The organism is Sphingobacterium faecale, assembly GCF_016746095.1.
In the GTDB taxonomy this organism is placed as follows: Bacteria; Bacteroidota; Bacteroidia; order Sphingobacteriales; family Sphingobacteriaceae; genus Sphingobacterium; species Sphingobacterium faecale.
This window is the reverse complement of sequence record NZ_JAERTY010000004.1, coordinates 144,243-156,962: the sequence shown is the minus strand read 5'-3', so window position 1 is coordinate 156,962 and position 12,720 is coordinate 144,243. Positions and strand designations below refer to the sequence as shown.

The following is a 12,720-nucleotide window of genomic DNA, read 5'->3' as shown; positions in this document are numbered from 1 at the left end:
ATATTGGCTAATATATGGTTTTTTACCTATATTGAGAAGCAATGAATAGACAACATTTTTTCAGCAGATTTGCATCCAATTGGAAAGAAACCTTCAAAAAACACGGTATAACAATTAATGCAGGAGATTTTACGCTTCCTGATGAATTATACCTATGTCCAATTTCTCTAAATTTACACTCAATTGAGAGCCTTAAAAATAAAGAACTAACAATAGAACATGTCCCTCCCAAAAGCCTTGGAGGAAAAGAATTGGTCCTCGTAGCTAAAGAAGTTAATAATACAGATGGACATACGTCAGACAAAGACGTGCTTCTATTTTTTCAAACAAAAAATTTCATCGAACATGAAAAAAGTATGAATGCAAAAATTAGTGCTGAAAGTTTAGATATGAAAGGTATTACCACAAAATTTTCTTTACAAAATCTAAAGGCCTCGAAAAGTGAAAATCCTTGTGCAAACTTTGTAACGTCTAAGAAAGGCATAGACGCATTGAAATTTAACGGTGTATTTGACAATTGGAATGGACTTCAATTCAAAGTTTCTTTAGCACTGTCTACCAATCTTAATATCAAAACAATGCTAAAATGCGCTTACTTAACCGCTTTTTCACGAGTTGGATACGATTTACTATTCGATAGAGGTGGTTTTAAAGTTACGACTTATGGATTCTTACTTAATATTTTAAATAACCGTGCAGATGAATCTAATTTCCCTTTCATATGCCAAGAAGGCCATGCTCCTTTAGAAGAAACCGATGTTGGGGTTGTAACCACGTCGAATGGTTTACAAGCTCTCGTAGTTAATTTAATCTTTAAGCTAGAGAGTCAAATGTATAAATATTATGTATTCTTACCTCACCCAAATTCTGCTGATCTTGAAAATTTAAAAAACATCAAATCATTATCTGGTAATGTAAAATTTGATATAGGGCCAATTACATCTAATATTTAACTAAATTTATGAAACTAATCAACAATAACCTCGATTTATCAGCAATTGGCCTTGCTAATCATATTGCATGTAAGTGCTTAACTTTCTTTAATCATTCTTCATCAATCAGGAAATAAGGCATTCCTCGTCCTCCTTCAGCAAAGAATGACGCCAATCCAAAGAGGCACTATATGATTCAGCTACACATTAAAAAGGCATCATATAGAGCCTCTTTGCCCTTCGGGTGCTAGCGCAGATTGTCATCATCCTTGCAGTTCAGTCCTCCTCCTCATAGGCGACTACTCTGTCTGGCACAGCGCATCACACCTGGCTCATTACATTTCGCAAGCTCCATTTCTATTCACCAGCTGCTCAGCACTGCTTCATCCACCGTCTCCTTGAGTTTGGCTCGCCTGCAGATCGCTCGGGCTGCGGTGCCATCGGTGGCCCAACGCTACCATCGTCCATTCCCTCAGCAAAAAACAGCGCCAATCCTATAGGCACTATGATTCCACTACAAAGCCCCAAAAACATAGAGCCTATCAGCCCTACGGGTGCTACGCAGATTGTCACCATTTTTGCCTTTCGGTCATTACCTCATCGCAGCCATTCCGGTTCACACGGAGCATCATCCCGGCACGCCTCCATTTCGTTACACTACATTCGGCAACCGCTTTTCCGCACCGTGATCACCTCCATAGCTGCTGGCCAATACATACCTAGGCACCTTGTGTTGACGAGCTTTCGGCTGTCACTATTTTTGAGACACCCAATTCAAACCCTTCGCACATACCCAACCCCAATAACCCCAAGCCATCAAAAATACCGCCAGTCAACCTCACCAACATATGCCGGCCCCCAGTGCTCCGCACCTCTCGGTCCAGCACCCTTCACTCAACTCGCAGACGGCGAGCTATCGCTAGCAGGCTTTTTGCAATCCGCGGCACTCATTGCAAACACCTGCTAACAGCAGTAGGTGCAATATGAATGGATTTAAAAAAAGCAATTACAGAAAAGACAAAAAAGAATGTAAAAATAATTGCTGTAAGCTAAATAGCAAGGTCAAGCCCATGTTTTCAGAGAAATCTCCATCCGCCTCCGGCCGGATAGTATTTCACTGAAAAACCTTGCCTTATTAGCCTCCAGCAATTGCAGCAATGACTTTCTTTTTTTCCTTTTTCTTTCAGAAGTAATCCAGTACATTTCAAAAAAAAATTAAAAAAACTCTAAATCATCTATAAAAAGCTACTTTTAAGTAAAAAATCACAACCTTTTCCTATCTTCGAAAAAACTGATTTATGAAATATCTACTACTATTAATCCTAATCGCAAACGTATCGTTTTCTAATGCACAGAAGCTTTACGTATGGTGTCCCGAATATGTGCAAGCTCCACCAAGAAGCGATATATCATCTTTAGACACAGTCAAGGTTGCTTTTTTTGATGCAAGAATTTTAAATGAAAAATCTAAAATTGAGTGTACCAGTGAAACATTGATTGAAAGCATATTTGAACAGATAAAACAAGTTTATCCCAACATCTATTTCGTTAAAGATAATTCATTGTATAGGTCTAAAGAATCGAAAGGTACTTTGTTAAAGATTGGTATTTCAGCATACCATGCGGGATTTGGTACTGATATATCTGCAGGTATAGGCATAGTTGGAGGAAATCTTTCTACAATGATAATACCTAAGGGGATGTGGAACGCATCAACCATATTCTACACTGAAATAATTAAAAATAGCACTTCAAATCAAGAAATGATCTCAAATATTGGCAGTCAAAGCAACATATGGGGATATAAGTCTGCACGTAAAGCTCTAAATGAATCTTATATTAAGTCTCTTCAACAGCTGCTCTTTTTTATAGATGGGAATATATAAAAGAGTTAAAACAACAAAAGCCCGGCATACGCCGAGCTTTTAAATTGAATAAAGTCACCACAACTCTATTTTTTTCTTTTGGTCAGAGACCCGAGTAGTAAAGATACACAAAAACTAACCGCTGCGCCAATAGCAGCTAACAAAATAGTTTTCAAGATATCACCCATGATCAAAGCCGGATAAACACCTAGTAACAAACCTCCAAAAGTTCCATGGCCCACCGCAGATCTATTCATCATTCACGGCCTCCGTTTCCTTCTTCAGCTGCTTATCATCAACTGTCACCTGACTAATGGCCGATATCACACCACCAGCAACGGCCAAATAACCACCAACAGTAACAATCGCAGCAGGCAAAGTTACAGGAGCAGTTAGAATAGCCCCACCAATAGTTGCTACCACAATACCAATATTCCGTAGCACCTTAAAAAACTTCGGAGTAGGGGCCTGAGCCCGTTCAACTACATTCATGATTTTCCTTTCTCAATAATTTCCAAAAACACCAATTTCCCTGCATCAATAGAAGCATAAACCATCTCCTTTAACTTGTTAAAGGCTTTTATGGACTCCAAACCTTTCCCGGCTCCAGAAAGCTGACTAACAGGAGCAATACAGCCTCGCAACTCACTCAATGCATTATTAGCTGGATGAAATAGAATCTCACTTCGCCCCACAACATCCTTAACCAAAATATGCCATTTAAACTTCTTGCTGTATCGCTTAGCCAGTGGATATCTGCCTACCGGAATACAGGAATTATTGCGGACATTATCTAACCAAGGCAGTTCAATAGCATAACTAACAAATTTACCATCGACCCAAATCTCACCATTGGTACCTTGACCATGATAAGTCCGCAATAACCGCACAACCATTATACGCCCGTGTCTACAGCTACCAGATTCAGGGCGTTAAACGCACCATTATTCAACGAATAGAACGAACCGTTCACCTGCTGAAGGAACTCGATTCCGAATACCAAGAACAACGGCTTCGTTGAGTCAGTAACTCCAAGATCGTTGCTCAATGGAATTGCTGCAGACAACGTATTGCCATACGCAATTTCAGAAGAAGCACTTTGGGCCAACTTAAACGTTTCATTCTCAAAATCCACCTCAACACCAGCCGAAATAAGTCGGAAATGCGTCGTTCCACCTGGAGCCACAATCTGACTTTCTGGAGTGAAAGCCGCTACATTCACATCCAACACACCTGACGCACGATCGATAGTAGCCGTAAACGGTGCATAAACCGTAGCAGAAAGCCCTGCATTACCATTGAAATCGAAGCTCTGCAACAAAATCAATTCCCCATCCAACACATTACGCTGCCCACGATCACTCACTGCATCCGCCTTGATTACCGTCATCATCTTCTTTACCAGGCGCGAAATCATTCGCGAGTCCTGCGTCTTGTTCAGTACCGGCCGAATTGCCGTACAAAGTATCTTGCTTGCCTTACCGGCTCGCCCGAACTCCTGGGCATTCTCCCGCGTTCGCTGGAATTTCGGATCGTTCAAAAAACGCTCCTTATCAATTCCGCCTTTCTGACGGGCCAAATACCCATCCTTACTTTTGTAAAAGGTAATATCCCCGATAGTACCCTTCAATTTGATAATACTTGATTGTCTTGCCATTTCCTTAAAAAATTAATCTATCACCGCTGCAGCAATCGTGATATCCAAACCAAATCTTCATAAAACAAGCAATAGAAAAAAGTCTACCTATACTATATGGCGTTAATAGACATAGAAACACACAATCAAACCATAAAGAATCCGTAAATTGCAACAAAGAAAAGTCACCAATACAATCACAAGTTGTTACCAACTTGGTAGCATTAAGAACTAGTCAGCTGCTGTAGGTAATCAGCATACCAACAGTAGAGATAAAGAATACATAAAGTATTGGTATGAACAGAATTTGCATTTACCCCAAGGACATCGCCAGGATCACCGGCAAGAGCTACCGGCAAAGTTTACGTATCCACAACAATATCAAAAAAAAGCATAATAAAGAGCCTCATCAGTTGATCACTCTCGATGAACTATGTCAGTATCTAGGACTAGATAATGATCAGACAAGGAAAAGTCTATAGATAAGGAGCTAACCGTACTTCTCCCGTAATTCGAGCTTTTTTATTCTCGATCTTATAGCACCAGGATTACGTTGAAACATTTTAGCCAACTCTTTGGTAGAGGTGCCATTACAAAAGAGCTTCTCCAGTCTTTCATCATCTTCAGTTGACCACGGCATGTAGGCTTGGGGATAAAGTTTCCTTTGTTCGTCGTAGAGAATATCGTTTGAACTCCGAATCCCATCTTTGGTACCAGAGGGAATATAGTTCGTGACTTTTTCTCTCTTCTCAGTTTTGATTGTCTGGTCGTCTATCGTATTTTTGCCCCTTACATTATCCAACAGGCTGGAACGAGAAACAAACTTCATAAGGTCAATTTTATCTATTTTTGCTATAGCTCTATTTAGAGCATCTCTCAAACCTCTAGCATTCTCGATAGGTATTCGGATTCTTTTATGGTCCAATCGTCCATCTAGAGGGCTGCTTTCAGCAATAATTAGATGAAAACTCTCGTCGATACTCATCACAATGTTGAACACGTATTCATTCATACCAATGCTCACGTGATCACTAAAAATATTTTTGTGTCCCATATAGAAGTGGCTATCTAGTTTATAATCAAAAACTGGTTATCTCAAATCTAATAAAATAAATACAACAAGACTAATAAACAGCCATCTACGTATGCAAATACTAGTTCAATCATGACGTATTACGCTGTTCATTTTGTATATTTGTATTAGAAAATCGAAGTAGGGAAGACGAGAAACTGATTTAGCGAGACCCTTTAGAGACCCTCAAAAATCAGTGTCTATAACCGATACAATATCAGCGTATTAGGAGTGAGGTTCGAATCCCTCGCTCTCCGCAGAAAAACCTTCATCGAAAGATGGAGGTTTTTTGCGTTTAAGAGGGATGAGAACCAGAAGGGCGGGGCTGGGTTCGATCCTGGAAGGCGCTGTCTTTTGAGGCCACTGCGGTATTTATCTTTTTTATTCGCTATTAATTTGCAATTTTTGTGATATGAAAATTAGTTTGCTGTGCATCGGAAAGACCGACGATAAATTTATTCAGGAAGGCATAGATAAGTATTTGAAAAGACTCAAGCATTATGTACCTTTTCAAATAACGGTAGTACCCGATGTAAAGAATGTAAAGAATATGTCGATGGAGCAGCAGATGGAGAAGGAGGCGGATTTCTTTTTGAAAAATCTTTCCAATACTGATTTTGTAGCGTTATTGGATGAGAAGGGGAAAGAGTTTAGATCGGTTGAGTTTGCCGCCTATCTGCAACGGAAGATGTTGGCCAGTGTGCAGCATGTGGTGTTTCTGATCGGGGGACCTTACGGATTTGCACCAAGGATAAAGGAGCGGGCGAACGCCAGTATGTCGCTGTCAAAACTGACATTTTCTCATCAAATGGTTCGTTTGTTTTTTGTGGAACAGGTTTATAGGGCTTTTTCAATTATGAAGGGAGAACCTTATCACCATGAGTAATGTATGGAATTAGATTTATTATTGCATCATAATATTAAAAGGAGGTTGTTATGAATATGGATAGGTATAAAAGAGATTATAAATTTAGGAGTGACGAGGGTGCCGACAGTGGCAAGGATCTTAAATGGTTGATTATTGGTGGTGCATTGGTGGTGATTGCTTTGGCATATTTTATTGGTTAAATATAGCAATAACCATTCTTGCTGATCACTAAGGGGTATTTGTTGATAAGCAATAAATAAGGCGATATTTGGGATATCGCCTTATAATCACACTAACTATAAAATGGAGCCTCTAGAAAAGATGCTTCCTGTTTGAGAATCAACCTTATGAATATATTTGGTTGATTTCAATGTTATAAAATTATAAATCATTTTTAGCATAATCAAGCTTTTTTGAAAATAAAAAACGACTTTAATCCAAGTTAATTATTAGGTAAGTTTCTTGTTTTTTGATACTCTCTCCAAGCTACTTGATCGGTTTTAAATGTAAGGTATTCACTAGACAGTTCTGTACATTTTATTAGTCGGAATACTTCTTCCTTCTCGATAGTATTGAGCGTATCAAAGTCCATGGGTTTATCTTTTAGCGTAATTTCCAACGGGCCTATTGCTTTGACTAGATAATAAATGGATATGATCTGACTATTATTAAAACTTGATTTTTCATAAAAGTCTGTTGTATATAGATGTTGAACAATCTCGATCTCTAGATTACACTCCTCTATAAACTCACGTTTTAGAGCATCTATTAATCCTTCTCCATACTCTAATCCCCCTCCTGGGAACTTGGTGAATGACACGCTTTGTGTACGCTCGTCGCTGACGAGTACGCGGTCCTGCGCGTCAATCAATATCCCATAAACTCTTACATTGAACAGGTACATAGTTCTTTATTGTTTGTTATGTTTAAATCGTTGAACTACTACAGCTCTTCAAAGCCATTTTCTATGGACATATCATCTATAAATAGAATCGAGTAATGTCGGGGTAGGAACCATGCTATTGTATTTCCGATCTGTTGAAAATCCTGTTCGCTAGCGAACTGTGAAGGTGTAAAGTTGAAAACCAAGTCTTGTTTAACTTGGGATTCTTCTTCGAAGTTGCGGGCGATTAGCATTGTCTTTGGTGATTTTATTCCTGAGTGTTGCAAGAATTCTCTAAGCTGTTTACGGATGTACTTCGGAAGAATACTGTCGGATGGTTGTCCTATCAATATTTTTTCATCGTTTCCGATGACAACATTTTCTTTATTGGAGGAAAAGATACTGTCATCCGTATAAAAACTGTCATTTAATTCAAAGTTAGCAATATCACCGTATGTAAAAATCCAATCGGGTTGCGCGTTTTGGGCATTTACTACTATACCAAAGCCTTGGAGTAATAGGGTGGGCAATTGTTTGCTTATTACAAAAGCCTGAAAGTTCTCGTTCGAAGTGACTGTCTCCAACTGGACATACGGAAAACCATCACTTGCTATCACTACTTCGGGCGCACCTAGTTTAAGGTTTGCATCTGCAATATTTTCTAGAAAAGTTGCTATCCATTGTTGATCGCGCTCGTTTATTGGGGTTTGAATCAAAGCATTGATGAGCACTGTCTTTTCTAAGTCGCCTAATCCATTTTCGGTGCTTACAGCACTGTCTTTTAAAGTCATTAATGTATTGTTATTACGTTAAAGTTGCGTTTAAAAGTACATAATAATAACGTATATTCTAAAACCTGTTTAAAAATTAATCAGTAAAGGGCTATTCTTTGATCGGTAAGAAAATATCTACCTCAACTAAAGCGATGTGTATAAGTCCATCGTATAACAATATGTAGCGCTAACCCGTTTATATATATAGCTAGGGCTATGCAGGTAAAGTATTAATAAAATTAATACTTATATTGTAAGAAGTAATTTTGCTACTTTTGTTGAAACAGAACATTAAATTAATGATAGACACAGATTTGAAAGTCTCCGTAGATTTATCGAATTCTAAACTAAGTTTTGATGATTTTCGTCAAATCATTAAGAAGGACTATGAATTTGCAGTACAGAGTAGGATGGTGAGTCTGTTGGGGCGAAAAGAAGTGCTGACAGGTAAAGCTAAGTTTGGTATTTTTGGAGATGGTAAAGAACTGGCTCAGATTGCTCTAGCAAAGGTTTTTGAAATAGGGGATTGGCGTTCTGGTTATTATAGAGATCAGACCTTTGCCTTTGTATCAGAAATAAGTACAATTTATCATTTTTTCTCTCAGTTGTATGCTAATCCTGATATCGAGGCCGACACATCTTCAGCTGGGCGTCAAATGGTAGCTCATTTTTCAACGAATCTACTGGATGAGCAAGGAAATTGGAAGAATCAAACATCAACAAAGAATTCATTCTCAGATATCTCAACAACAGGGGGCCAAATGGCTAGAACGATGGGGCTGGGCTTAGCATCAAAGTTGTATCGGAATAATGAAAATCTTTCTTATTTGAAATATTTCTCGGATAACGGTAACGAGGTTGTATTTTGCAACGTTGGGAATGCATCTACTTCTGAAGGTGTTTTTTGGGAAGTTATAAATGCAGTCGGTGTGCATCAAGTTCCCGCTGTTATATCAGTATGGGATGATGGCTATGGAATTTCAGTGCCCAATGAAATACAGACAACTAAAGGCGATATTTCTGAGGCATTGAAAGGCTTTCAGCGCGGAGAGAATGGGAATGGCTTAGAAATTTTTAAGGTGAAAGGATGGGATTACCCTGGTCTTTGTGAAACGTATGAGAAGGCTGTTAAAGTAGCCAGAGAGCAACATATTCCTTGTTTAGTACATGTTACTGAATTAACTCAACCACAGGGACATTCTTCATCGGGTTCGCATGAACGATATAAAACCAAAGAACGCCTACAATGGGAAAACGATTACGATTGTAATATAAAGATGCGTCAGTGGATGCTAGATGCGGGTATTGCGGGAGAAGAAGAGCTTTTTGAAATAGAAAAGAAAGCTAAGGATTATGTGAGAAGTGAACAGAGGAGGGCTTGGTCTGACTATCGTAAGTTGCTGCAAGGGGAGTTGGAAGAGGCCGTATCACTACTTTCTGAGTTTAAGGAAGATTTGGTCGAGTTGCCTTTAAAGACGTTAATCAGTACACCAGAACCCTCATTAAAGGAAGTTTACTCCACGGTAAGGGGGGTGTTGCGGGAATTGCGGTTTGAAAATTCGATTGAAAAACAAGCTTTACTTCAATGGTATAACGAGAAGAAGAAAGTGAATGCGGAACGATATAATAGTTCACTCTATGTAGAAACAGAGAAAAGTCCACTGTGTGTATCGATTGTTGAAGCGAAGTATGCTGATAATGCAGCCATTGTAGATGGAAGGGAGGTGCTGAATGCTTGTTTTGAGGCAAATTTCGAGCGAGACGACCGTATATTGGCGTTTGGGGAAGATGTAGGAAAAATAGGTGATGTAAATCAAGGTTTTGCAGGCCTTCAGGATAAGTTTGGTAATATGCGTGTATTCGATACAGGTATACGTGAATCGACAATTATTGGTAAGGGAATCGGTTTAGCAGTAAGAGGATTACGACCGATAGCAGAGATACAATATCTGGATTACTTACTGTACGCATTGCCCGTATTAAGTGATGATCTAGCCTCTTTGGGTTACCGTACGAAAGGACAGCAGAAAGCGCCTGTGATTGTACGCACACGTGGACACAGACTAGAGGGAATATGGCATTCTGGATCGCCAATGACGGTTTTGTTGGGTGCTCTTCGTGGTATACATATTTGTGTACCACGAAATATGACTCAGGCTGCTGGAATGTATAATACGCTGTTGAAGTCTGACGACCCCGCATTGGTCATCGAATGCTTAAATGGGTATAGACTTAAAGAAAAAATGCCAGCTAATATTGGAGAGTTTACTGTACCGTTAGGTATCGCGGAAGAGTTGCGAGAGGGAAGTGACGTAACGGTAGTCTCTTATGGATCAACATTGAGATTGGTGCAGGAAGCAGCGTTGGAATTGGATAAAATAGGGATATCTATAGAGATTATTGATATACAATGCCTACAGCCCTTTGATAGAGAACATTTATGTGCAACCTCTTTGCAGAAGACGAATAGAATTCTGGTAGTGGATGAAGATGTGCCTGGTGGGGCTAGTGCTTTTATATTACAACAGATTTTAGAAGAACAGGGAGGCTACTATCACTTAGATAGTAAGCCATTAACTTTAAGTGCGAAGGCACACCGGCCTCCGTATGGATCCGACGGAGACTATTTCAGCAAACCATCCGCTGATGATATTGTTGAAGCAGTCTACCGTATTATGAATGATGTGGATCCAAAGCGGTTTCCTAGATTCTTTTAAAAGAAAGACATTATTTAAACAGAGAAGCGGCGCCTATAAGCGCTGCTTTTTCTTCTTGTACCCCTACGGAGATAGCAAAATCCGTAAACCTGTGGTCGCTGTTGATGAGCGGCCATGCCTTTGAAATATTGCCTCCGATAATGTAATGTTGGCACCCTTCACGCGTGCTGAAGTATTGAAGAAAGTCGTACAAGTGGGTGCGGTACTCAGCGAGCAATATCTGTAAGCTGTCGCTCTGGCTGTGCTTGTCTATGATTTCTTTTAATCCTATTTCTTGATGTCCGGACAGTTCTTCGAAACGGCGGGTGAACCAGCGGGTAACCAGGTATTCTTCAAAAATCGCCTCTTTGTAAGGGGCATTCCATAGGTTGGCATCCTGTGCCTTGGAACCATGGTGCCATATGGCGCTGCCCAGACCGGTGCCTAAGGTGATGCCGAGAATGGTCTGTTCGTCCTGACGTCCGGTAGCAAATATTTCGCCCTGTAGAAAAGCGGCGGCATCGTTGATATAGCGTATCTGGAGCGTGTCATCGCCTAGGCTGCTCCGGAGGCCATCCGTGATATTGGTTTGATAGAGGTTGTCATACTTGTCTTGCCCTTTCATCAAAGAGATCCCTGTCTCGTAGTCGAAGGGGCCTGGCATAGCGATACCGATCTGTCTGATGGGGGCACCAAAAAGAGCCAATGATTCGTTTATTGCGCTTGTCCAAGACTGAAAAATCGATTTAGCATTTTGAGCTGAATTTACCGATTTTCGTACGATTGTTTCAGAAAGAATAGACCAGGTATCGCTAGTAACGATAGCGGAGGTAATGTGTGTACCTCCGATATCGCAAGCTAAAATATATGTAGACTTATTTTCTAACATTTAGATAGGCATTATGTTTTAACAGGTGATCGGCAATAACAAGGGCAGCCATAGCTTCTACAATAATGACGGCGCGAGGCACGACACAAGGATCGTGTCTTCCTTTTCCGGAAATCACGGTTTCTTCTCCTGCTTCGTTTAATGTAGGCTGATCACGCATAATGGTGGCCACAGGTTTGAATGCGACTCTAAAAGTCACGTCCATACCATTGGAGATCCCGCCTTGGATACCACCAGAGTAGTTGGTGCGGGTAACGGTCTTGTCGCCCTCTTTGGAGAAAATGTCATTGTGCTCGGAGCCGATATGTTTGGAGCCTTCGAATCCAGAACCGTATTCAAAGCCGTGTACGGCATTGATGCCCATCATGGCTTTGGCAAGATCCGCATGCAATTTGTCAAATACGGGTTCGCCCAGACCGACGGGAAGATTGCGGATGACCGTAGATATACGACCACCTACGGTATCTCCAGCTTTACGTATGCTGTCGATAAAACTGACCATCTCTGTGGCAGTAGCAGGATCAGCACAACGGACGATATTCGCTTCGCGAAGGTCTAAGAGATCGGATAGGTCGGTATAATCCAGGTTGGGAGACTCTATCGTACCTACACCGGAAACATGTGCAAATATTTCAATGCCGTGTTGTTTTAAGAACAGCTTGGCTATCGCTCCTGCAGCTACCCGAGCAGCAGTCTCTCGGGCAGATGAACGACCGCCTCCCCGATAATCTCTTATACCGTATTTCATTTGATAGGTATAATCGGCATGGGAGGGGCGGAACTTGTTGCTGATGTGCGAGTAGTCTTTGGAGCGCTGGTCTTCATTGGGAATGAGAATGGCTATCGGTGTCCCTGTAGATTTACCCTCAAAAACGCCTGACAATAATTGTGCGGTATCGCTTTCCTTTCGCTGGGTGGTAATCTTTGACTGACCGGGACGTCGTTTGTCCAGTTCGGATTGGATGAAGGCCTCGTCAATAACTATATTGGAAGGGCAACCATCTAAAATCACGCCTATTGCCGCTCCGTGAGATTCGCCAAATGTGGTTATTCTAAATAAATCGCCAAATGAATTTCCTGCCATAATTTAATAATTGGGGTAAATA

14 protein-coding genes are annotated in these 12,720 nt (G+C 40.5%); 5 read left to right on the top strand and 9 right to left on the bottom strand.

Annotation, left to right across the window (positions count from 1 at the left end; genetic code table 11):
• Positions 1–41 precede the first annotated feature (41 nt).
• The gene (locus JKG61_RS08640) at positions 42–953 is read left to right on the top strand and encodes a hypothetical protein (protein WP_202102574.1); all 912 of its coding nucleotides are present in this window, start codon (positions 42–44) and stop codon (positions 951–953) included.
• 351 nt (positions 954–1,304) lie between these two features.
• Here JKG61_RS08640 and JKG61_RS08635 read toward each other — a convergent pair whose 3' ends face one another.
• Positions 1,305–1,508, bottom strand: coding sequence for a hypothetical protein (locus tag JKG61_RS08635; protein WP_202102573.1), 204 nt, complete (start codon positions 1,506–1,508; stop codon positions 1,305–1,307).
• Positions 1,509–2,230: 722 nt separating this feature from the next.
• Here JKG61_RS08635 and JKG61_RS08630 point away from each other — a divergent pair.
• The gene (locus JKG61_RS08630; RefSeq protein ID WP_202102572.1) at positions 2,231–2,818 is read left to right on the top strand and encodes a hypothetical protein; all 588 of its coding nucleotides are present in this window, start codon (positions 2,231–2,233) and stop codon (positions 2,816–2,818) included.
• 228 nt (positions 2,819–3,046) lie between these two features.
• Here JKG61_RS08630 and JKG61_RS08625 read toward each other — a convergent pair whose 3' ends face one another.
• The 4 genes from JKG61_RS08625 to JKG61_RS08610 form a co-directional block, all read right to left on the bottom strand.
• A complete protein-coding gene (locus JKG61_RS08625) occupies positions 3,047–3,289 on the bottom strand; it encodes a hypothetical protein (protein WP_202102571.1) in 243 nt (80 codons plus the stop codon).
• Positions 3,286–3,693: a DUF5675 family protein gene (locus tag JKG61_RS08620; protein ID WP_202102570.1), complete on the bottom strand. Its 408-nt coding sequence runs from the start codon at positions 3,691–3,693 to the stop codon at positions 3,286–3,288. Before JKG61_RS08620 ends, JKG61_RS08625 begins: the two co-directional genes overlap by 4 nt.
• Positions 3,693–4,454 carry a hypothetical protein gene (locus tag JKG61_RS08615; RefSeq protein ID WP_202102569.1) on the bottom strand — a complete coding sequence of 254 codons (762 nt, stop codon included), beginning with the start codon at positions 4,452–4,454 and terminating at the stop codon, positions 3,693–3,695. The genes JKG61_RS08620 and JKG61_RS08615 overlap by 1 nt, the downstream gene beginning before the upstream one ends.
• 469 nt (positions 4,455–4,923) lie before the next feature.
• The gene (locus JKG61_RS08610; RefSeq protein WP_202102568.1) at positions 4,924–5,487 is read right to left on the bottom strand and encodes a hypothetical protein; all 564 of its coding nucleotides are present in this window, start codon (positions 5,485–5,487) and stop codon (positions 4,924–4,926) included.
• A 430-nt stretch (positions 5,488–5,917) separates the two neighbouring features.
• On the opposite strand from JKG61_RS08610, the gene rlmH reads away from it, so the two are divergent.
• Both rlmH and JKG61_RS23080 read left to right on the top strand, forming a co-directional pair.
• Entirely contained in the window at positions 5,918–6,391 is a 474-nt protein-coding gene (gene rlmH, locus JKG61_RS08605) for a 23S rRNA (pseudouridine(1915)-N(3))-methyltransferase RlmH (protein WP_202102567.1), read from the top strand.
• A 56-nt stretch (positions 6,392–6,447) separates the two neighbouring features.
• Positions 6,448–6,573 carry a hypothetical protein gene (locus JKG61_RS23080; RefSeq protein WP_262896196.1) on the top strand — a complete coding sequence of 42 codons (126 nt, stop codon included), beginning with the start codon at positions 6,448–6,450 and terminating at the stop codon, positions 6,571–6,573.
• Between the two features lie 242 nt (positions 6,574–6,815).
• On the opposite strand, the gene JKG61_RS08600 is transcribed toward JKG61_RS23080, so the two are convergent.
• Both JKG61_RS08600 and JKG61_RS08595 read right to left on the bottom strand, forming a co-directional pair.
• Entirely contained in the window at positions 6,816–7,277 is a 462-nt protein-coding gene (locus JKG61_RS08600) for an NUDIX domain-containing protein (RefSeq protein ID WP_202102566.1), read from the bottom strand.
• Between the two features lie 38 nt (positions 7,278–7,315).
• Positions 7,316–8,047, bottom strand: coding sequence for a hypothetical protein (locus tag JKG61_RS08595; RefSeq protein ID WP_202102565.1), 732 nt, complete (start codon positions 8,045–8,047; stop codon positions 7,316–7,318).
• Positions 8,048–8,328: 281 nt separating this feature from the next.
• Between JKG61_RS08595 and JKG61_RS08590 the strand changes: the two genes are divergently transcribed.
• Complete coding sequence (locus JKG61_RS08590) at positions 8,329–10,746, top strand: alpha-ketoacid dehydrogenase subunit alpha/beta (RefSeq protein ID WP_202102564.1); 2,418 nt, start codon at positions 8,329–8,331, stop codon at positions 10,744–10,746.
• A gap of 10 nt (positions 10,747–10,756) precedes the next feature.
• Here JKG61_RS08590 and JKG61_RS08585 read toward each other — a convergent pair whose 3' ends face one another.
• Together JKG61_RS08585 and aroC are read right to left on the bottom strand one after the other, a co-directional pair.
• Complete coding sequence (locus JKG61_RS08585) at positions 10,757–11,614, bottom strand: ROK family protein (protein WP_202102563.1); 858 nt, start codon at positions 11,612–11,614, stop codon at positions 10,757–10,759.
• Complete coding sequence (gene aroC / locus JKG61_RS08580) at positions 11,601–12,698, bottom strand: chorismate synthase (protein ID WP_202102562.1); 1,098 nt, start codon at positions 12,696–12,698, stop codon at positions 11,601–11,603. Before aroC ends, JKG61_RS08585 begins: the two co-directional genes overlap by 14 nt.
• Positions 12,699–12,720 lie beyond the last annotated feature (22 nt).